The 19,959-nt window shown below is 73.5% G+C and carries 14 protein-coding genes; 9 read left to right on the forward strand and 5 right to left on the reverse strand.

All coding sequences use genetic code 11. The features are described 5' to 3' along the window. The first annotated feature begins 41 nt into the window (after positions 1 to 41). Positions 42 to 1,331 (forward strand): sensor histidine kinase, encoded by a 1,290-nt coding sequence (locus ACH4F6_RS13620; RefSeq protein WP_397960277.1) that lies wholly within the window; start codon positions 42 to 44, stop codon positions 1,329 to 1,331. A gap of 42 nt (positions 1,332 to 1,373) precedes the next feature. Here ACH4F6_RS13620 and ACH4F6_RS13625 read toward each other — a convergent pair whose 3' ends face one another. Together ACH4F6_RS13625 and ACH4F6_RS13630 are read right to left on the reverse strand one after the other, a co-directional pair. After that, on the reverse strand, positions 1,374 to 1,868 hold the full coding sequence (locus ACH4F6_RS13625; protein ID WP_397960278.1) for an SUKH-3 domain-containing protein: 495 nt from the start codon (positions 1,866 to 1,868) through the stop codon (positions 1,374 to 1,376). 61 nt (positions 1,869 to 1,929) lie between these two features. Continuing rightward, positions 1,930 to 2,442: a YwqJ-related putative deaminase gene (locus tag ACH4F6_RS13630; protein ID WP_397960279.1), complete on the reverse strand. Its 513-nt coding sequence runs from the start codon at positions 2,440 to 2,442 to the stop codon at positions 1,930 to 1,932. Between the two features lie 310 nt (positions 2,443 to 2,752). Here ACH4F6_RS13630 and ACH4F6_RS13635 point away from each other — a divergent pair, with 310 nt between their 5' ends. From ACH4F6_RS13635 to ACH4F6_RS13645, 3 genes are all read left to right on the forward strand, one after another. Then, entirely contained in the window at positions 2,753 to 3,748 is a 996-nt protein-coding gene (locus ACH4F6_RS13635; protein ID WP_397960280.1) for an SMI1/KNR4 family protein, read from the forward strand. A 7-nt stretch (positions 3,749 to 3,755) separates the two neighbouring features. Further along, a complete protein-coding gene (locus tag ACH4F6_RS13640; protein WP_397960281.1) occupies positions 3,756 to 6,491 on the forward strand; it encodes an SUKH-4 family immunity protein in 2,736 nt (911 codons plus the stop codon). A 192-nt stretch (positions 6,492 to 6,683) separates the two neighbouring features. Then, positions 6,684 to 7,568, forward strand: a complete 885-nt coding sequence (locus ACH4F6_RS13645) for a cellulose-binding protein (RefSeq protein ID WP_397960282.1) — start codon at positions 6,684 to 6,686, stop codon at positions 7,566 to 7,568. 31 nt (positions 7,569 to 7,599) lie between these two features. Here ACH4F6_RS13645 and ACH4F6_RS13650 read toward each other — a convergent pair whose 3' ends face one another. After that, the gene (locus ACH4F6_RS13650; protein WP_397960283.1) at positions 7,600 to 9,201 is read right to left on the reverse strand and encodes an MFS transporter; all 1,602 of its coding nucleotides are present in this window, start codon (positions 9,199 to 9,201) and stop codon (positions 7,600 to 7,602) included. Between the two features lie 441 nt (positions 9,202 to 9,642). On the opposite strand from ACH4F6_RS13650, the gene ACH4F6_RS13655 reads away from it, so the two are divergent. The 3 genes from ACH4F6_RS13655 to mfd all read left to right on the forward strand — a co-directional run bounded on the left by ACH4F6_RS13655 (position 9,643) and on the right by mfd (position 16,879). After that, on the forward strand, positions 9,643 to 10,431 hold the full coding sequence (locus tag ACH4F6_RS13655) for an ABC transporter ATP-binding protein (RefSeq protein WP_397960284.1): 789 nt from the start codon (positions 9,643 to 9,645) through the stop codon (positions 10,429 to 10,431). Next, the gene (locus tag ACH4F6_RS13660) at positions 10,428 to 13,007 is read left to right on the forward strand and encodes an ABC transporter permease (protein ID WP_397960285.1); all 2,580 of its coding nucleotides are present in this window, start codon (positions 10,428 to 10,430) and stop codon (positions 13,005 to 13,007) included. The genes ACH4F6_RS13655 and ACH4F6_RS13660 overlap by 4 nt, the downstream gene beginning before the upstream one ends. 338 nt (positions 13,008 to 13,345) lie before the next feature. After that, positions 13,346 to 16,879: a transcription-repair coupling factor gene (gene mfd, locus ACH4F6_RS13665; protein ID WP_397960286.1), complete on the forward strand. Its 3,534-nt coding sequence runs from the start codon at positions 13,346 to 13,348 to the stop codon at positions 16,877 to 16,879. A gap of 137 nt (positions 16,880 to 17,016) precedes the next feature. On the opposite strand, the gene ACH4F6_RS13670 is transcribed toward mfd, so the two are convergent. Then, positions 17,017 to 17,580: a TetR/AcrR family transcriptional regulator gene (locus ACH4F6_RS13670; protein ID WP_397960287.1), complete on the reverse strand. Its 564-nt coding sequence runs from the start codon at positions 17,578 to 17,580 to the stop codon at positions 17,017 to 17,019. 111 nt (positions 17,581 to 17,691) lie between these two features. Between ACH4F6_RS13670 and ACH4F6_RS13675 the strand changes: the two genes are divergently transcribed. Continuing rightward, positions 17,692 to 18,612 carry a hypothetical protein gene (locus ACH4F6_RS13675; RefSeq protein WP_397960288.1) on the forward strand — a complete coding sequence of 307 codons (921 nt, stop codon included), beginning with the start codon at positions 17,692 to 17,694 and terminating at the stop codon, positions 18,610 to 18,612. Positions 18,613 to 18,800: 188 nt separating this feature from the next. On the opposite strand, the gene ACH4F6_RS13680 is transcribed toward ACH4F6_RS13675, so the two are convergent. Beyond that, the gene (locus tag ACH4F6_RS13680) at positions 18,801 to 18,992 is read right to left on the reverse strand and encodes an antitoxin (RefSeq protein ID WP_397960289.1); all 192 of its coding nucleotides are present in this window, start codon (positions 18,990 to 18,992) and stop codon (positions 18,801 to 18,803) included. 202 nt (positions 18,993 to 19,194) lie between these two features. Here ACH4F6_RS13680 and ACH4F6_RS13685 point away from each other — a divergent pair, with 202 nt between their 5' ends. Next, positions 19,195 to 19,947, forward strand: a complete 753-nt coding sequence (locus ACH4F6_RS13685) for an HNH endonuclease family protein (RefSeq protein ID WP_397960290.1) — start codon at positions 19,195 to 19,197, stop codon at positions 19,945 to 19,947. Positions 19,948 to 19,959: the final 12 nt, after the last annotated feature.

Genomic DNA, 19,959 nt, shown 5'->3' on the forward strand with positions numbered 1-19,959 from the left:
CTCGCCGGAAAAGCCGGGGGGCGCGCCCGTAGGCTGGGGGCATGACCACGACGGGGGAAGAGCACGCGACGGCTCGGGGAGGGCCGTTGTGGTGGAGCAGGCGTCGCAGCGCGGTGTTCGACTGGAGCCTGGCGGCGGTGTCCGCCGTGGAGTGCGCGGTGGAGGGGGTTCCGTTCGCGCGGGACGCGGGGATCCCGGTGGCGGCGGGGGTGGTTTTCGGGCTGCTGGCGGGTTCGGTGCTGTTGGTGCGCCGGCAGTGGCCGATCGCGGTGGTGCTGGTGGCGATCGCGATCACGCCTGCCCAGATGGGTTTCCTGATGGGCATCGTGGGGCTGTACACGCTGGCCGCGTCGGAGCTGCCCCGGCGGATCATCGGGTCGTTGGCGGGGATGCAGCTGGTGGGGACGTTGATCGTGACGTTCGTGCGGGTGCGGCAGGACATGGTGCGGGGGGATCTGGACCTGGGGGACTGGTTCGTCCCGTTCGCGTCGATCACGACGTCGTTGGGGTTGACGGCGCCGCCGGTGTTGCTGGGGCTGTACGTGGGGGCGCGGCGGCGGTTGATGGAGAGTCTGCGGGAGCGGGCGGACAGCCTGGAGCGGGAGCTCCAGTTGCTCGCGGAGCGGGCGGAGGAGCGGGCCGAGTGGGCGCGGGGCGAGGAGCGGACGCGGATCGCGCGGGAGATGCACGACGTGGTGGCGCACCGGGTGAGTCTGATGGTGGTGCATGCGGCGGCGTTGCAGGCGGTTGCGCGCAAGGATCCGGAGAAGGCGGTGCGCAATGCCGCGTTGGTGGGGGACATGGGGCGGCAGGCGTTGACGGAGCTGCGGGAGATGCTGGGGGTGTTGCGCAGCGGTGGTGAGGGGGAGCGGCGGGCGTCGGTGGCGGCCGCGGCGGTGACGGTGGTGGCCGCGCGGGCGGTGGAGGAGGGTGAGGGGCCGTGTCTGTCGGAGTTGGAGGAGTTGGTGGGGCAGTCGGCGGCTGCGGGGATGGTGGTGCGGTTGTCGGTGGAGGGGGAGGTGCGGTCGTACGCGGCGGAGGTCGAGCAGACGGCGTACCGGGTGGTGCAGGAGGCGTTGACGAACGTGCACAAGCACGCGGCGGGGGCGAAGACGCACGTGCGGTTGGCGCATCGGGTGGCGGAGATCGCGATGCAGGTGGAGAACGAGCCGCCGCCGGAGGTGGGGTCGGCTTCGTCGGCGCGGTTGCCGTCGGGGGGCAATGGGTTGGTGGGGATGAGGGAGCGGGTGGTGGGTCTGGGCGGGGTGTTCGTGTCGGGGCCGACGGAGGCGGGGGGTTTCCGGGTGTCGGCGGTGATTCCGGCGGTGTAGGCGGGCTGGGGGGGTGCCCGGGGGTGCCCGGGGCGGGTCCGGTCAGCCGGCGGTGAGGCGTACGGGGGTGATGCCGGAGATGAGGGCGCCGAGGGCTTGGTCGACGTCGGGGCCGAGGTACCAGTCGCCGGTGTGGTCGAGGGCGTAGACGCGGCCTTCGGTGTCGATGGCGAGGAGTGCCTGGGTGTCGGTCTCGGTGCCGAGGGGGCTGACGTCGGTGTCGAGGGCGCGGCCGAGGTCGGCGAGGGTGCGGGCCATGTGGAGGCCGTGGAGGGGGTTGAGGTCGAGGGCGAGGGGGGCGATCTGGCGGCCGGGTCCGGTGGGAGCGATGTGGAGGCCGCCGAACTCGGCCCAGGCCTCGACGGCCGCGGGGAAGACGGCGTGGCGGTGGCCGGCGGGGGAGGTGTGGTCGCGGAGGGTGTCGGCCCAGATCTCGGCTTGTTTGATGTCCCAGCGTCCGGGTTGCCAGCCGGCGGCGCGCAGGGCGGCGTCGACGGGTACGGGGAAGCGGGTGGTGGAGGTGCGGTCGGGGTGCATCTGCCCTTCGTTCGTCGAGATGTGCGGTCTGTGCTGTGGGTCCGGGTGGGGCGGGGGTGTGTCAGTCGTTCGTGGTGGGGTCGACGATGCGGACGCCGAAGTGGGCGCTGAGGGCGGTGCAGGCGCGGCAGGGGGTGGCGAAGCTGCCGTGGAGGGGGTCGCCGTCCTCGCGGATGCGGCGGGTGGTGAGTTTGGCCTGTTTGAGTGATTTGCGTGCTTCGCCGTTGGTCATGGGTCTGCGGGCGGCGCGTTTGCTGCGGGTGGCGTCGGTGGTGGCGAGGTGGCGGGAGATGAGGAGTGCTTCGGCGCAGCGGCCGGTGAAGCGGTCGCGTTCGCCGCTGGTGAGGGTGTCGAGGAAGTCCTGGACGAGGGGGTGGAGGGCGGGGGGCCGGTCGCCGCGGGCGGCGGTGCCGGTGAGGGTGGTGCCGCGGACGGAGAGGGCTGCGGCGACGGTGGGGAGTATGCCGTCGCGGCGGTGGCGGAGGGCGGGGGTGTGGGGGGTGTCGTCGGTGCTCCAGCCGATGCGGGGGTCGCCGGAGCGGCTGGTGTGCGGCCCTGTCTGTGTTGCGTTCATGATCGCCTTCCCCTCCTGTGCATCCCCCGCCGGACGGTCACAGAGTGCCAAACGGCGAGGCGGCTGGGGAAGCTGGGGCGGTGCGACACGCCCTGTTCGGGGCGGGCTGTCACGACGGGGTGACGGCTGGTCACGGAAGTGGAGGGCCGGTGACCGGTGTCGTCGTACCGCATAGGCTGTCGGCACCGCCCGGCGCGCGGTGGACGCGCGGGGGAGACCGTTGGAGACAGTCGAATACGGAGTGTGGTGGCCGGAGCCGTGTGGGGCCGGTCGTCGGGGTCCGTACAGAGTGCCGCAGGGGGCAACCGCCATGACGACAGGTCGGCTCGGGCAGCAAGCCGCGCCGCCGAACGCGGCCTACGCCGGGCAGGTCGTGCACTTCCCGGATCCGGTTCGGGCCGCGCGTCACCCGAGGGGGGTACGGGTGGACGAGCGGGGTCACCCCGATTTCTCGCCGTACGCGCGGGCGGCGGCGGAGATCGCCGAGCCGCCGGAGGGTTTCGGGGTCGACGAGTTGCGGCTGACGGACTACGTGTCGGCGAACGCGGCGCTCGCGGCGTCGGGCCACGCGTTGTGGGACACGGTGGCGAGTGTGGCGACGCCGCACGGCTGGACGTGGCATCACGTGGCGGGTTCGCGGCGGCTGGAGCTGGTTCCGGTCGAGGTGAAGGCGTTGTTGCGGCATCACGGGGGGATCGCGACGGCGGCGGTGGACCAGTCGAAGCGGGGGACGCGTCCGTTGCAGGAGACGCGTCCGGCGCACTTCGGGCTGCCGAAGTCGGGTGTGGCGGTGACGGAGTCGCAGGTGCAGGGGGTCGAGGAGGACCTCGGGTACCGGTTGCCGGGTGCGTACCGGTCGTTCCTGAAGGCGGCGGGTGGGTGTGCGCCGGTGGGGGTGGCGTTGGACGCGGAGCTGGGGCTGCTGGTGGACCAGCCGTTCTTCACGGTGCGGGACGAGGCGGCGGTCAACGACCTGGTGTACGTGAACAAGTGCCTGCGCGACCACCTGACCAAGGACTACCTGGGGGTCGGTTTCGTGCAGGGTGGTCTGCTGGCCGTGAAGGTGAAGGGCGACCGGATCGGTTCGGTGTGGTTCTGCGCGTACGACGACGTGCGGGACGCGGATCCGGCGTGGTCGCCGGCGGAGCGTGTGGAGCGGTTGCTGCTGCCGTGCGGTGAGGACTTCGACGTGTTCCTGTCGCGTCTGGCGGGCCGGCCGCCGGAGTTGGAGACGGTGGCGAATCTGATGGTGGACGGCGGGTTCGCGCGTGTCGTGTCCGTGTCGTCCGTGGGCGCGGGGGAGTGATCCGGCGATGGTGACGTTCGCGCAGGCGCAGGAGCGCGGTGAAGAGTGGATCAACGGGGACGTTCCGGCGTACCAGCATCGTGAGGTGCGGGTGCGGGAGTTCGGGCTCGGGTTCGTGGTGTGGGCCGAGGACCGGGCGGAGGGGCCGCGTTCGGACGGGGGTGCGCAGCGGCTGGTGCTCGCCCGGGACAGCGGGGAGGTCTCGTTGTGGCCTTCGCTGCCGGTGGGTGAGGTGATCCGCCGGTACGAGGAGGAGTACGGGCGTCCGGAGGGCGAGGCGGCCGAGCCGGCGCCGGCGCCCGCGGCCCGGGTGGACCTGAACCAGACGTCGTTCCTGCTGACGCCGCCGGAGTGGTTGCAGGAGGCTGCGGACAGGCTGGGGATCGGGGAGGAGCGGGGGGAGCCGGAGGCGGGCTCGGGTGGGTCCGTCGCGGCGTCGGGTCCGGCCTCCGGGCCGGGTCCGGTCGGTTCCGTGACGCCGGATCCCGCTCTGCCGCAGACGCAGGCGGGGGTGCCCGTGGGCGCGGGCGCCGGTGCGGGTCCGTCCGCGGGTGCGGGCGTGCCGGCGGCTGCCACGCCGGTCGGGGCCACGCCCTGGACGGGCACGGACACGAACGCCGACGCGGGCGAGGACCGTTCGGTGCCCCTTCCCGCGACCGTGTTCGCGCCGCCGTTGAGCGGCTCCGACGACGATGTGCCGCCGTCCGTCCCGTCGGACGCCAAGACGGCCCTGATGTCGGGTGGCAGCGGGCTTCCGCGCACGGCGGTCGCGCCGGCGCTCGCCGATCCGGTCGTGCCGGGTGGCCCGGGGGGTTCCCAGGGCGGGAACACGCCCGCGGCACCGTCCGCCGCGGGTGCGCAGGGCCACACGCCGCCGCCCGCGCAGTCCTACGGGTACCCGCAGGGGCCCGGCGCTCCGGGCGCCCCGGGCGGGCCGGGGACTCCGCCTCCGGGCGGTCCGCAGGGCACGCCGCCGCCCGGTGCGTCCTCGTACGGCTACCCGCAGGCTCCGGGCGCCGCGGGCACGCCGGGTGCTCCGGGCGGTCCGGCGCGGCCGCTCGCGCCGAACGCCGGTGACATCGCCGACGCCGCGACCAGCAAGGCGGCGCCGCCTCCTCGTCGTGGGCGCGGTGGCGGGGCGACCCCGCCGCCCCCGCCGGGTGCGCCGGGTGCGCCGGGCGCGCGGCCGGGCGGCACGCCCCCGCCCGCGCCGTCCTCCGGCCCGGGTGCGCCGGCGGGCGGTTACGTGCCGACGCAGCTGGTGTCGGCGCTCGGTCCCGAGGGTCCGCAGGCGCCCGGTGCTCCGGGTGCCCCGGGTGCTCCCGGTGTGCCGCACGCGCCGGGCGCCCCGGGCGTTCCGGGCGGCACTCCGCCCGGCGGTGCCCCGCACGCGGCCACGATGCTGGCCGGTCCCGGGGGCGGCGCGCCGCAGCCTCCGGGTGCTCCCGGTGTGCCGCACGCGCCCGGTGCTCCGGGCGTCCCCGGCGCGCCGGCTCCCGCGGGTGCTCCCCACGCTTCGCACGCTCCCGGCGCTCCCGGCGCGCAGGGTTCCCCCGGCGGGGGGCAGCGGGCCGTTCACCACGCCGAGACGATGCTGGCCGCGCCGCCGACGGGCGGTCCGGGCGCGCCCCCGCCGCCGGCTCCCGGTGTGCCGGGTGCCCCGGGGATGCCTCCGGGCACCCCGCAGCCGATGCCGCCGGGTGCGGTGCCGCCGCCGGGCGGGCCCGTGCCGGGGCAGCCGCCGGCGTACGGGTATCCGCAGCAGGGGCAGCCGACGGTGGGACCGGGCTACCAGGCGGTGCTGCGCTACCGTGCGCAGGACGGTTCGGAGCAGCAGCTGATCCGGCGTTCGGCGCCGGGCACCCCGCACCCGGAGTGGCAGATCTTCCACGAGCTGCGGGCGATGAACGTGCCGCCGGACCAGGTGCTGGAGCTGCACACGGAGCTGGAGTCGTGCGAGCTGCCGGGTGCGTACTGCGCGCGGATGATCCGGGAGCAGTGGCCGCAGGCGCGGATCACGAGCATCGCGCCGTACGGCACGGACCACGCGAGCCGGCAGCAGGGCATGGGGCAGTTGCTGGCGCACCAGGGCGAGCTGCACCAGGTGGCCGACGGTCCGGCGCGGCCCGCTCCGGTGCGGGCGCCGCTGCCGCCGGTTCCGCCGCTGCCGCCGGTTCCGCCGGAGGCGGTCGCGCAGGAGCTGGCGGCGGTGTTCGGGCCGGGGATGTTCCGGTTCGAGCAGGCGGCGGTGTCCCGGCAGGGGGTGCCGCCGGTCGTGGCGCACACGCTGGTGGTGGCCGGTCTGCCGATGGACATGGGGCCGTTCTTCTGGGCTCAGGCCCAGCCGGGGCGGCCGGTGCCGACGCTGGCGGAGCTGGCGGCCGAGCGGGGGGTGCAGCCCGCGTCGGACGCGGGTTCGTACCTCGTCATGGGCAGCGATTTCGGCAAGGCGATCTGTGTGCAGTACGGGACGGCGAACATCGTCGCCGTGCCGGTGGAGGCGGGGCCGGGCGGTGCGCCCGTGCCGCCGCAGTTCGTGAACACGGGGCTGCCGGAGTTCGCGCGGTGCCTGGCGCTGCTGGGGCGGATGTGGCGGCTGCGGTTCGGGCTGAACCAGGAGCAGGCGGGCCGGTGGACCGTCGACTTCCAGGCGCAGTTGGCCGCGCTGGACCCGGCGGCGCTGGGGTCGCCGGAGAGCTGGTGGTCGGTGCTGCTGGAGCAGATGTGGGACGGGCTGCTGTGAGGCGCTGACGCCGCGGGTGTCGAGGGCCGGGCCGGGTCGTGTGACCGGGCCCGGCCCTTTTGTGTCCCGTTCTGTCTTCCGGTTGCCCACGGGTGGTGCGCGGAGTGTCGCGTTGTGAACCCATAAGTCCGATACATCAAGATATGCACGAAATCATTATTTCGTGTCTGTCTGGTGGAGAGGGGCTGCAGGATGAGCATCGCCAACGTGTCGGCGCCGGGGTTCGTGACTGTTCGCGGACGCGGCTACCGGCCCAAAGAGGTCGACGTGTACACCGCCGCGCTCTCCGCCGAACGCGACGCCGCCTGGGAACGGGTCGCCCGGCTCACCGTGCTCGTCAAGGAGATGGCGACGGAGGCCGAGCGGCTGCGGGAGGCCGTGGCGGGGCTCGGGCCGCAGACGTACGAAGCGCTCGGGGAGCGCGCCCGGCGCCTGTTCGAGGTCGTGCAGGAGGAGGCGAGGGACGTGCGCGAGACGGCCCGGCGCGAGGCGCGGGAGCACGTCGCCCTGGCCGAGGAGCGCGCCCTCGACCTGCGCCGGCAGGCGCACGAGGAAGCGGACGAACTGCGCGCGGAGGCGAAGGAGTACGCCCGCCGGCGGCTGCTGGCCGCGCGCGCCGAGGCGCACGGCATCCGCGTCAGCGCCCGCCGCAAGGTGAAGGACTTCCGCGGCGAGGCGCTCTCGGAGCTGCGCGACGTGCGGCAGCGCACCGCCGGCCTGCTCGTCGATCCGAAGCGGGAGCACGCCGAGCGGATGGCCGCGCTGGAGCGCGAGGCCGCCGAGAAGGCGGCCGCCCTCGACGCGCAGCACGCCCGGGAGGTGGCCCGCGCCGAGGAGGCCCTGGCCCAGGCGCAGCGGGAGCTAGCCGAGGCCCAGGCGGGCATCTTCACCTGCCAGGACGAGGCGCGCGCGCACGCCGCCGAGATCATCGCCGAGGCCCGCCGGCAGGAGGAGCGCATCGCCCGGGAGACCGAGCGGGTGCTGCGTGAGCACGGCGAGCGCTGGGACGAGGTGCAGTCGCACATGGACCAGATGCGCGAGAGCCTCAAGTCGCTCACGGGACGCGCGGTGGAGTGACCGCCGGCCGGGGACCGTGGCGCCCCCGCCGTCAGTCCTTCAGCACCGGGAACCGCCGGGGCGCCACGCACAGCAGCACCAGGAAGGCGGCCGCCGCCGCGCACGACGCGCCCAGGTACACCGCGTGCACCGCCTCCGCGACCGCCCGGCGGGTCGTCTCCGGGACGGTTCCGGCGTCCAGCGCCCGTGTGACGGAGTCCAGGTCGCCCGCCCCGCCCAGCCGCGCCGCCAGCACCCCGTTGGCGACGGCGCCGAAGACGGCCGCGCCGACGGTCTGCCCGGTCTGGCGGCAGAACAGCACGGACGCGGTCGTGGTGCCGCGCTCGGACCAGCCGACCGTGGACTGGACGCCCACGAGCAGCGGGAGCTGGAAGAGACCCAGGGCGGCGCCCAGCAGGAGCATCAGCACCGCCGGCTGCCAGGCCTCGCCGGGGTACGGCAGGAACGGGAACGCCAGCAGCACCAGCGTGGCCGCGCCGATGCCGAGCAGGGCCGTGTCGCGGAAGCCGATGCGCCGGTAGACGTGCTGGCTGAGGGCGGCCGACAGCGGCCAGCTCAGCGTCCACACCGACAGCACGAACCCGGCGGACACCGGGTCCAGCTCCAGCACCGCCTGGGCGTACGTCGGCAGGAACACCGTGGGGGCCACCATCAGCAGCCCGAGCGCGGCCAGCGCGAGGTTGACCGCCGCGATCGTGCGGCGGCGCCAGACCCAGCCGGGGATGATCGGCTGCGCGGCCCGGCGTTCGACGACCACGACGAGGGCGGCCAGCGCGAGGCCCGCGCCGAACAGGGCGAGCGACGGCGCCGACAGCCACGGCCAGGCCACCCCGCCCTGCACCAGCGCCGTCAGCAGCACCCCGCCGCACGCGAACACCGCCAGCGCGCCCGCCCAGTCGACGTCCCCACGCGCGCGTGCGGCGCGTTCCGGTCCGGCGTCCTCCCGCGCGTGGACGGCCGGGCTCGTTCCGGCGTCCCCGCGCGCGGGTGCGGCCTGCCCCGCGGCCTCGTCACGCGCGCGTGACTCCCTTTCCGGCTCGCGCAGGTGACGCACGATCAGCCACAGCGCCACCGCGCCGACGGGCAGGTTGACCAGGAAGATCCACCGCCAGTCCGCGTACGCGGCCAGCAGCCCGCCGACGGCGGGGCCCGCGACCGCCGACACCGCCCAGACCGTGGACAGCTTCGACTGGATCTTCGGACGCTCCTCGAGCGGGTACAGGTCGGCGGCGAGCGTCTGCACGGTGCCCTGCAACGCCCCGCCGCCCAGGCCCTGCACGACGCGGAACGCGATCAGCGCGCCCATGTTCCAGGCCAGGGCGCACAGCAGCGAGCCCAGCAGGAACACGGCGGCGCCGGCCACCAGCACCGGCTTGCGGCCGAAGGTGTCGGAGAGCTTGCCGTACACGGGCAGGGTGACCGTCACGGCGAGCAGGTAGCCGGAGAACAGCCAGGAGAAGACGGAGAACCCGCCGAGGTCGCCGACGATCTGCGGGACGGCCGTGGAGACGACGGTGGAGTCGAGGGCGGCCAGCGCCATGGACAGCATGAGCGCGGCGACGACCGCGCCCCGCTTCCCCGTCGCCGTGCGCCGCTTCATGGCCTCGCGTGTCGCGGGTCTCGTGTCCCCCACCGGACGCCCTCCCTGCCGTCTCCCGTGCCCCTTGCACGTATCCGCCCGACGACAGCTTCCCATCAGCCCCCCGCACCGGGGGAGGCCCGGCCTTCACCCGACGGGAGGGCGGGGCCCGACCGGGCCGGAGGGCGGAGTCCGCCGGGGCCGTACGGCGGAGCGAACCCCGAGAGGCGCTCACCCGGAGGGGGAGGGCCCCTAGGGGTATCTCCGTACCGGGGTTCGGGGAGGGGTCGTACCGGCGGAGGACGAGACGCGCCGGGTCCCGTCCTTAACCTGGCTTTACGCCGCTGGGGGGCGGCTCACCCCGTCGGCCGAGGGTGGGGTTAACCCCCCGAGAAGAGGGGTCCCGGCACCAGCGCGCCGGACCCCCTCCCGCCGACAGACTCTTCGACACGGCGCTTGCCGCCGCTCACCCACTTCCGACGGAGGAGACGTACCGTGACTTCGGCTGTGACCATTCCCAGGCACGGGGGCACTGGAGGGCGTACGGCCGTTGCCGCACGGGCGCGGCAGGTCGTCAAGGCGTACGGGTCCGGGGAGACCCGGGTCGTCGCCCTCGACCACGTCGACGTGGACATCGCCCGCGGCCGGTTCACCGCGATCATGGGCCCCTCGGGGTCCGGCAAGTCCACGCTGATGCACTGCCTCGCCGGCCTCGACACCGTGACGAGCGGTCAGATCTTCCTGGACGAGACCGAGATCACCGGCCTGAAGGACAAGAAGCTCACCCGGCTGCGCCGGGACCGGATCGGGTTCATCTTCCAGGCGTTCAACCTGCTGCCGACGCTGAACGCGATCGAGAACATCACCCTGCCCATGGACATCGCCGGCCGGAAGCCGGACAAGGAGTGGCTGGACCGCGTCGTGGAGACCGTCGGGCTCGCCGGGCGGCTCAAGCACCGTCCCACGCAGCTCTCCGGCGGCCAGCAGCAGCGGGTGGCCGTGGCCCGGGCGCTGGCCGCCCGCCCCGAGATCATCTTCGGCGACGAGCCGACCGGAAACCTCGACTCGCGCGCCGGCGCCGAGGTGCTCGGCTTCCTGCGCCGCTCGGTGGACGAGCTCCACCAGACGATCGTGATGGTCACCCACGACCCGGTGGCCGCCTCCTACGCCGACCGCGTGCTGTACCTCGCCGACGGCCGGATCGTCGACGAGATGCACAAGCCGACCGCGGACGCCGTGCTCGACCGCATGAAGGACTTCGACGCCCGGGGGCGCACGTCATGACCGTCATGAAGACCTCGATGCGCAACTTCTTCGCGCACAAGGGCCGCATGGCCCTGTCGGCGGTCGCCGTGCTGCTGTCGGTCGCCTTCGTGTGCGGGACCCTGGTGTTCACCGACACGATGAACACCACCTTCGACAAGCTCTTCGCGGCCACCTCCTCGGACGTGACCGTCAGCGCCGAGGACGCCTCGGACACCGGTGAGACCACCTCCGACAACGGCAGGCCGCCGGTCGTCCCGGCCTCCGTCCTCGACGAGGTCCGCAAGGCGCGGGGCGTGGAGTCGGCGGAGGGGACCGTCTTCTCGACCTCGGTCACCGTCGTCGACGCCGACAAGGACAACCTCTCGCCCTCCAGCGGCGCGCCGACCATCGTCGGCAGCTGGAACGGCCAGGACGCCCGCACCATGAAGATCACCTCCGGTGCCGCGCCCGAGAACTCCCGGCAGGTCATGGTCGACGCGGACACCGCCGACAAGCACGACCTGGAGCTGGGCGACGAGATCGGCGTGATCAGCGCGGTCGGCACCCACACCGCGAAGGTCTCCGGCATCGCCGCCTTCCAGGTCACCAACCCCGGCGCCGCCCTCTTCTACCTGGACACGAGGACGGCACAGCAGTGGCTCGTCGGCGAGACCGGCGTCTACACCAACGTCAACGTCACGGCCGCCGCCGGCGTCACCGACGCCCAGCTGAAGAAGAACGTGGTCGCCGAGGTCGGCGGCGCCTACAAGGTGCAGACCGCCAAGGAGACCGCCGACGCCAACCGCAAGAACGTCGGCGACTTCCTGAACGTGATGAAGTACGCGATGCTCGGCTTCGCCGGGATCGCCTTCCTCGTCGGCATCTTCCTGATCATCAACACCTTCTCGATGCTGGTCGCCCAGCGCACCCGCGAGATCGGCCTGATGCGCGCCATCGGCTCCTCCCGCAAGCAGGTCAACCGCTCCGTGCTCGCCGAGGCGCTGCTGCTCGGCGTCGTCGGTTCGGTGCTCGGCGTCGGCGCGGGCGTCGGCATCGCGGTCGGCCTGATGAAGCTCATGGGCATGGCCGGCATGAACCTGTCCACGGACGACCTCACGGTCACCTGGACCACCCCGGTGATCGGCCTGGTGCTCGGCGTCGTCGTCACCGTCCTCGCCGCCTACCTCCCGGCCCGCCGCGCCGGGAAGGTCTCCCCGATGGCCGCGCTGCGCGACGCGGGCGCCCCGGCGGACGCCAGGGCGGGCTGGATCCGGGCCGTCCTCGGCCTGGTCCTCACCGGCGCCGGCACCTACGGCCTCTACCTGGCCGCCACCGCGGACACCGCCAAGGACGGCTCGCTGTGGCTGGGCCTCGGCATCGTGCTGACCCTCATCGGCTTCGTCGTCATCGGCCCGCTGCTCGCCGGCGGAGTCGTCCGGGTGCTGGGCGCGCTCCTGCTGCGGATGTTCGGCCCCGTCGGACGCATGGCCGAACGCAACGCCCTGCGCAACCCGCGCCGCACGGGCGCCACGGGCGCCGCCCTGATGATCGGCCTGGCGCTGGTCGCCTGCCTGTCCGTGGTCGGCTCCTCCATGGTCGCCTCGGCCACCGACCAGCTCGACAAGTCCGTCGGCACGGACTTCATCATCCAGAGCGACACCGGACAGCTGGTCACCCCGCAGGCGGTCCAGGCCGTCAAGTCGACGCCGGGCCTGGAGCGGGTCACCGAGTACAAGATCCTCGACGCCGACCTCACCACCCCCGACGGCACGACGTCGAAGAAGGAGACCATCAACGCGGCCGACCCGACGTACGCGACCGACCTGCGCACCGAGACGGTGGCCGGCAACCTCGCGGACGCCTACCGGCCCGACTCGATGTCCGTCTTCGAGGGCTTCGCCGAGGACCACGGCATCACCGTCGGCTCCAAGGTCGAGGTCGCCTTCCGGGACGGCGCGAAGGCCTCCCTCACGGTCCGCGCGATCACCAGCGACGACGTCGTGATCGACAAGGGCGCCATGTACGCCTCGATCACCACCGTCGCCAGGTACGTGCCCGCCGACAAGATGCCCCTCGACCAGCTGGTCTTCGCCTCGGCCGAGGACGGACGGCAGGACGCCGCGTACAAGGCGCTGAAGTCGGCGCTGCACGACTACCCGCAGTACACCGTCCGCGACCAGACCGACTACAAGGAAGCGCTGAAGGACCAGGTCGGCCAGCTGCTGAACATGATCTACGGCCTGCTGGCGCTGGCGATCATCGTGGCGGTCCTGGGCGTGGTCAACACCCTCGCCCTGTCGGTCGTCGAGCGGACCCGGGAGATCGGCCTCATGCGGGCCATCGGCCTCTCCCGCCGCCAGCTGCGCCGGATGATCCGCATGGAGTCCGTGGTCATCGCCCTCTTCGGCGCCCTGCTCGGCCTCGGCCTGGGCATGGGCTGGGGCGCGACGGCCCAGAAGCTCCTCGCCCTGGAGGGCCTGACCGTCCTGGAGATCCCCTGGCCGACGATCACCGGGGTCTTCATCGGCTCGGCCTTCGTGGGCCTGTTCGCCGCCCTCGTCCCGGCGTTCCGCGCCGGCCGGATGAACGTCCTGAACGCCATCGCGACGGACTGACCGCCGTCGCGACGGACTGATCGCCGTCGCGACGGACCGACCGCCGTCGCGACGGACCGACCGCCGTCGCGACGGACCGACCGTCCGCGACGGCGGAGCCCGGCACCGAAGAGCCACGGGGGACTCTTCGGCGCCGGGCCCTTCGCCGTGGGGAGGCGGGCGAGCCGAACGGCTCACGGGGCGCCCCGCGACCCCGGCGTCGTCCACAGCCCCCGGCACGCGACACCGCCCCGTCGTACTCTGGACACCCCCGGCCCGTGACACGCGTCGGGTCCTTCGCGTTGCCCACCCCGGACCCCGGCGTCCCGCGCCGCGGTCCCTCGGACGGAAAGCCCTCCATGAGCCTGCACGGTCTGCTCGACGCCGTAGTCAAGGACACCGCCCTCGCGGAAGCGATCCCGGCCGCCGCAGACGGCAACCGCATGCACGTCGACCTCGTCGGCCCCCCGGCGGCCCGCCCCTTCGCGATCGCCGCCCTGGCCCGCGAGACCGGCCGCCCGGTCCTGGCGGTGACGGCCACCGGCCGCGAGGCGGAGGACCTCGCCGCCGCCCTGCGCTCGCTGCTGCCCCCCGACGGCGTCGTGGAGTACCCCTCCTGGGAGACCCTCCCGCACGAGCGCCTCAGCCCCCGCAGCGACACCGTCGGCCGCCGCCTCGCCGTGCTGCGCCGCCTGGCCCACCCCAGCTCCGACGACCCGGAGACCGGCCCGGTCTCCGTCGTCGTCGCCCCCGTGCGCTCGGTACTGCAACCGCAGGTCAAGGGCCTCGGCGACCTGGAGCCGGTGGCCCTGAGGAGCGGTCGGACCGCCGATCTGGACGACACCGTCGAAGCCCTCGCCGCCGCCGCGTACGCGCGCGTCGAGCTCGTCGAGAAACGCGGCGAGTTCGCCGTCCGGGGCGGCATCCTCGACGTGTTCCCGCCCACCGAGGAACACCCCCTGCGCATCGAGTTCTGGGGCGACGACGTCGAGGAGATCCGCTACTTCAAGGTCGCCGACCAGCGCTCCCTCGAGGTCGCCGAGCACGGCCTGTGGGCCCCGCCCTGCCGCGAGCTGCTCCTCACCGACGACGTCCGCACGCGCGCGCGTGCCCTCGCCGAAGAGCACCCCGAACTGGGCGAGCTGCTCGGCAAGATCGCCGAGGGGATCGCGGTCGAGGGCATGGAGTCCCTGGCGCCGGTCCTCGTCGACGACATGGAGCTGCTGATCGACGTCCTCCCCAAGGGCGCGATGGCCGTCGTGTGCGACCCGGAGCGGGTCCGCACGCGTGCCGCCGACCTCGTCGCGACCAGCCAGGAGTTCCTCCAGGCGTCCTGGGCCGCCACGGCCGGCGGCGGCGAGGCGCCCATCGACGTCGGCGCGGCCTCCCTGTGGTCCATCGCGGACGTACGGGACCGCGCGCGCGAGCTGGACATGATGTGGTGGTCGGTGTCGCCGTTCACCGCCGACCTCGAACGGGAGGCGGACACCCTCCGGCTCGGCATGCACGCCACGGAGACCTACCGCGGCGACACCGCGAGGGCGCTCGCCGACACCAAGGGCTGGCTCGCCGACGGCTGGCGCGTCGTCTTCGTCACCGAGGGCCACGGCCCGGCGGCCCGCACGGTCGAGGTCCTCGGCGGCGAGGGCGTCGCGGCCCGCCTGGACGCCGACCTCACCGAACTGTCCCCGTCCCTCGTCCACGTCTCCTGCGGCTGCATCGACTACGGCTTCGTCGACCCGGCGCTGAAGCTCGCCGTCCTCACGGAGACCGACCTGTCGGGCCAGAAGGCGGCCGGCAAGGACGGCGCCCGCATGCCCGCGCGCCGCAGGAAGACCATCGACCCGCTCACCCTGGAAGCGGGCGACCACATCGTCCACGAACAGCACGGCGTGGGCCGCTACATCGAGATGGTGCAGCGCACCGTGCAGGGCGCCACCCGCGAGTACCTGGTCGTGGAGTACGCGCCCGCCAAGCGCGGCCAGCCCGGCGACCGCCTCTACATCCCCACCGACCAGCTGGAGCAGATCACCAAGTACGTCGGCGGCGAGGCGCCCACCCTGCACCGCCTGGGCGGTGCCGACTGGACGAAGACCAAGGCACGCGCGAAGAAGGCCGTGAAGGAGATCGCGGCCGACCTGATCAAGCTGTACAGCGCGCGGATGGCCGCCCCCGGCCACGCCTTCGGCCCGGACACCCCCTGGCAGCGCGAGCTGGAGGACGCCTTCCCCTACGCGGAGACGCCCGACCAGCTCACCACCATCGCCGAGGTCAAGGACGACATGGAGAAGACGGTCCCCATGGACCGGCTGATCTGCGGCGACGTCGGCTACGGCAAGACGGAGATCGCGGTCCGCGCCGCCTTCAAGGCCGTCCAGGACGGCAAGCAGGTCGCCGTCCTCGTCCCGACGACCCTGCTGGTGCAGCAGCACTTCGGCACCTTCAGCGAGCGGTACGCGCAGTTCCCGGTGAACGTGAGGGCACTGTCCCGCTTCCAGAGCGACACGGAGGCGAAGGCGGTCCTGGAGGGCCTGCAGGAGGGCTCCGTGGACGTCGTCATCGGCACCCACCGCCTGTTCTCCTCGGAGACCAGGTTCAAGGACCTGGGCCTGGTCATCGTCGACGAGGAGCAGCGCTTCGGCGTCGAGCACAAGGAGCAGCTGAAGAAGCTGCGGGCCAACGTCGACGTCCTCACGATGTCCGCGACCCCGATCCCGCGCACCCTGGAGATGGCGGTCACCGGCATCCGCGAGATGTCGACGATCACCACCCCGCCGGAGGAGCGCCACCCGGTGCTCACCTTCGTCGGCCCCTACGAGGCGAAGCAGATCGGCGCCGCCATCCGCCGCGAACTGCTGCGCGAGGGCCAGGTCTTCTACATCCACAACCGGGTCGAGTCGATCGACCGCGCGGCGGCCCGGCTGCGGGAGTTCGTCCCCGAGGCGCGGATCGCCACCGCGCACGGCCAGATGTCGGAGGCGGCGCTGGAGAAGGTCGTCGTCGACTTCTGGGAGAAGCGGTTCGACGTGCTCGTCTCGACGACGATCGTCGAGTCCGGCATCGACATCTCCAACGCCAACACCCTGATCGTCGAACGCGGCGACACCTTCGGCCTCTCCCAGCTGCACCAGCTGCGCGGCCGTGTCGGCCGTGGCCGCGAGCGCGGCTACGCCTACTTCCTGTACCCGCCGGAGAAGCCCCTCACGGAGACCGCCCACGAGCGGCTCGCGACCATCGCCCAGCACACGGAGATGGGCGCGGGCATGTACGTCGCGATGAAGGACCTGGAGATCCGCGGCGCGGGCAACCTGCTGGGCGGCGAGCAGTCGGGCCACATCGCGGGCGTCGGCTTCGACCTGTACGTCCGCATGGTCGGCGAGGCCGTCGCCGACTACCGGCGGCAGCTGGAGACCGGCGAGATCGAGGAGGAGCCGCCGCTCGAGGTCAAGATCGAGCTGCCCGTCGACGCGCACGTCCCGCACGACTACGCCCCCGGCGAGCGGCTGCGGCTCCAGGCCTACCGTGCGATCGCCTCCGCGAACTCGGAGGAGGACGTCAAGGCCGTGCGCGAGGAACTCGTCGACCGCTACGGCAAGTTGCCCGAGCCGGTGGAGAACCTGCTGCTGGTGGCCGGGCTGCGGATGCTGGCGCGCGCGTGCGGCGTCGGCGAGATCGTCCTCCAGGGCAACAACATCCGCTTCGCGCCGGTGGAGTTGCGCGAGTCGCAGGAACTGCGGCTGAAGCGCCTCTACCCCGGCAGCGTCATCAAGCCGGCGGCCCACCAGGTCCTCGTGCCCCGCCCGAAGACCGCGAAGGTCGGCGGCAAGCCGCTGGTCGGACGCGAACTGCTGGGCTGGGTCGGGGAGTTCCTGGCTTCGGTCCTGGGGTCGTAGGGGACCGGGGGAGCGGGGCGCCGGTTTCCTCCGGCTTTCGGCCGGCGGCCGGGTCGTTCCCGCCGGCCGCCGGCCCGGCTGTCCCGGCCCGGTTGTCCCGGCCCGGCTGTCCCGGCCCGGGGGCCGGAGTTGAGGGCTCAGGGCCGGGGGAACAGCGTCATCGGCAGCTCCCGGAAGACCTCCTCGGGGTTCTCGTCGCCCAGGAGGCGGTCGAGGTTGTGGCCGAGCAGGAGCGTGGCGAAGCCGTGGGCCAGCGACCAGACGGCCATGCGGGCCAGCCGGGCGTCGGTCTCCTCGGGCCCGGACGCGGCGGCGGTGACCGTGTCCGTGAGGGCGGCGGCGGAGAGGCCGCGCGCGGTGGTCAGTTCGAGGTCGTCGGCGCGCAGCAGCTCCGGCGAGAACATCACCTGGAAGTGGGCCGGGTGCTCCCGGGCGAAGCGGACGTACCGCGCGCCCGCGTCCCGCAGGTCCGTGGAACGGGCGAGCGCGGCGGCCAGCAGGCCGTGCCCCTCCGCCGCGATCGCCGTCAGCAGGCCCGTGCGGTCCCTGAAGTGGTGAGCCGGCGCCGCGTGCGAGACGCCGGCCCGGCGGGCGAGGTCGCGCAGGCTCAGCCCGGAGGGGCCGTCGGCGGCGATGACGTCGAGGGCGGCGGCCAGGATGGCGCGCCGCAGGTCGCCGTGGTGGTAGGGGCGGTCGCTCATGGACAGCAGCGTACGCCGGATCTAGGCATTGACAAGTTCGTGCGGACGAGGCAATCTTGTCAGTGTCAAGTTATGGCGGGTGAGTGCTGAACGGGGCAAGGGGGACAGGTCATGTCCGAGCGCACGGAGAAGCGGGCCGCAGGCCCGGAGGGAAGCCGGGACGAGGGGCTGGTGCAGTCGGCTCAGGCGCGCCGCCTCTGGCATCTGCTGGAACCGCTGCACGCGGTGCTGTACTACGCGCCGGAAGTCTTCGAGGAGGCGGGCGCTCTCGGCTACCCGGTCGAGGACCGCTGGCCCAGCTACTTCCCGTTGCGCGCCGCGCCGTTGGGCCCGGTCGGCGGCAAGGCGGTGGCCTCCGCCTTCTACAGCTTCCAGCCCGGCATGGTCGCGCGGTACGTCGACGACGCCTGGCGGACCGCCGACCCGCAGGCGGTGCTGGCGGCGAGACTGCGCGGTGTCGACCGGACGTACCGCGCCCTGTTCGGTGACCGCACCGGCAGCCCCGAGCTGGTGGAGGCCGCCGCCCTCGCCCGGCGCGCGGCCGAGGCGGCCGACCTGGCGGGACGCCCCCTCGCCGCGGCCAACGCCGCGCTGGACTGGCCCGCCGAGCCCCATCTCCAGCTCTGGCAGGCGACGACGATCCTGCGTGAGCACCGCGGCGACGGCCACCTCGCCGCCCTGCTGACCGCGGAACTGGACCCCGTCGAGGCGTTGGTGTCCTTCGCCGCGGTGGGCGCCGCCTCCGTGGAGCGCTTCGCCAGTCGTGGCTGGACGCCGCCGGAGTGGGAGGCCGCGCGCGAACGTCTGGTCGCGCGCGGCCTGGTCGACGCCGCGGGCACGGCCACCGAGGCGGGCCGTGAGCTGCGCCACCGTGTCGAGCAGGACACCGACCGGCTCGCACTCGGCCCCTGGCGGGCCCTCGGCCCGGAGGGCGTCGAGCGTCTGGCCGCCCTGCTCGGCGACTACTGGGTCATGGTGATCGGTTCCGGTCTGCTGCCCTCGGAGTCGACGCTGGGCATCGGCAAGGTGTGACACGGGGCGCCTCCGCCGTGGCGCCTGTGCCGGCCGTCACCGGGCCCTGCCACGGGGACCGTTGAAGTCTCCGGCGGCCGGCCCGCCCGGTGCCCGCCCGGCGCCGGCGGCGCGGGACACGCCGAGGCCGCCCGCGGGCGGTCGGCCTCGCGGACGGTCTTCTGCGCGCCCCCTGGTGAGTCGCCGGGCTATGGCTGCTGCTCGGGCCGGTCGGGCGGGCCCTCGTCCATGCCGAGCCGCCGGTGCGCCTGCTGCTGGCCCGTGTCGATCTGGGACTCGTACTTGTTGCCCGTCTTCTCGTTGGCCTTCTGCTCCGCGGCGTCGGACATGTGCTTGGCCTTGTCCCGCCCGTGGCTCTTGAACTTGTCGAAGATGCCCATCCAGAACACTCCTTCCGGAGGTGACTCATCATCGACGATATGCACGATTCGACCCGGATGCCCACTTTGGGCAGGTCTGGTCTGGACCTCCCGCCCACCCCGTCCGCTCCCTCGCCTACGGTGTACCGGAGCCCGACGGGGGAAGCCGTCCTGTGCGGGATGGCGACGGTCGGCAGGACCTCGGGCAAGGAGAGGGGCGCGCGTGAGGCGTCTGAGGGGCGGCGCGGTGGCCGCCGCCGTGCTGGTGTGCGCCGTGGCCGGCTGCGCCGACCGGATCACACCGGCGCCGCGGGGCACGGACTCGGCGGGGGTCCCGGACGGACACGCCGTCAGCCCGTTGAAGAACCCGGACGGCACGAAGCCCGGGCTCGCGCCCGTGACCACCGAGACCGACCGGGCCGCCGCACGCGAACTCATCGAGGGCCTGGCCACCAAGGGCCGTGGACCGAAGACCGGCTACGACCGCGACAAGTTCGGCTACGCGTGGATGGACACGGCCGACGGGGTGCCGCTCGCGAGGAACGGGTGCGACACGCGGAACGACCTCATCCGCCGGGACGGTCAGAGCCTGCGCTTCCGGTCGGGATCCGACTGCGTGGTCGTCGCCATGACGCTCCACGACCCGTACACCGGCACGACCATCGAGTGGACCAAGCAGAAGGCCGCCGAGGTCCAGATCGACCATGTGGTGCCGTTGTCCTACAGCTGGCAGATGGGCTCCTCCCGCTGGACGAAGGACAAGCGCGAGCAGTTGGCCAACGACGCGCTCAACCTGATCCCGGTCGAGGGCCGTGCCAACTCCGCCAAGAGCGACTCGGGCCCCGCCGCCTGGCTCCCCCCGGACAAGCAGATCCGGTGCGCGTACGCGGTCCGCTTCGGCCAGGTGGCGCTCAAGTACGAGCTGCCGGTCACGGCGGCGGACAAGCAGATGATGCTGGAGCAGTGCGGCGGTTGACGGCCCCGCTCC

It is taken from the genome of Streptomyces sp. NPDC017936 (genome assembly GCF_044328485.1).
Taxonomy (GTDB): Bacteria; Actinomycetota; Actinomycetes; order Streptomycetales; family Streptomycetaceae; genus Streptomyces.

Excerpts from the sequence above, each read along its gene's own strand:
- ACH4F6_RS13620 (WP_397960277.1), top strand. The coding sequence starts at position 42 with ATGACCACGACGGGGGAAGAGCACGCGACGGCTCGGGGAGGGCCGTTG.
- ACH4F6_RS13625 (WP_397960278.1), bottom strand. The coding sequence starts at position 1,868 with ATGCACCCCGACCGCACCTCCACCACCCGCTTCCCCGTACCCGTCGAC.
- ACH4F6_RS13630 (WP_397960279.1), bottom strand. The coding sequence starts at position 2,442 with ATGAACGCAACACAGACAGGGCCGCACACCAGCCGCTCCGGCGACCCC.
- ACH4F6_RS13635 (WP_397960280.1), top strand. The coding sequence starts at position 2,753 with ATGACGACAGGTCGGCTCGGGCAGCAAGCCGCGCCGCCGAACGCGGCC.
- ACH4F6_RS13640 (WP_397960281.1), top strand. The coding sequence starts at position 3,756 with ATGGTGACGTTCGCGCAGGCGCAGGAGCGCGGTGAAGAGTGGATCAAC.
- ACH4F6_RS13645 (WP_397960282.1), top strand. The coding sequence starts at position 6,684 with ATGAGCATCGCCAACGTGTCGGCGCCGGGGTTCGTGACTGTTCGCGGA.
- ACH4F6_RS13660 (WP_397960285.1), top strand. The coding sequence starts at position 10,428 with ATGACCGTCATGAAGACCTCGATGCGCAACTTCTTCGCGCACAAGGGC.
- mfd (WP_397960286.1), top strand. The coding sequence starts at position 13,346 with ATGAGCCTGCACGGTCTGCTCGACGCCGTAGTCAAGGACACCGCCCTC.
- ACH4F6_RS13670 (WP_397960287.1), bottom strand. The coding sequence starts at position 17,580 with ATGAGCGACCGCCCCTACCACCACGGCGACCTGCGGCGCGCCATCCTG.
- ACH4F6_RS13675 (WP_397960288.1), top strand. The coding sequence starts at position 17,692 with ATGTCCGAGCGCACGGAGAAGCGGGCCGCAGGCCCGGAGGGAAGCCGG.
- ACH4F6_RS13680 (WP_397960289.1), bottom strand. The coding sequence starts at position 18,992 with ATGGGCATCTTCGACAAGTTCAAGAGCCACGGGCGGGACAAGGCCAAG.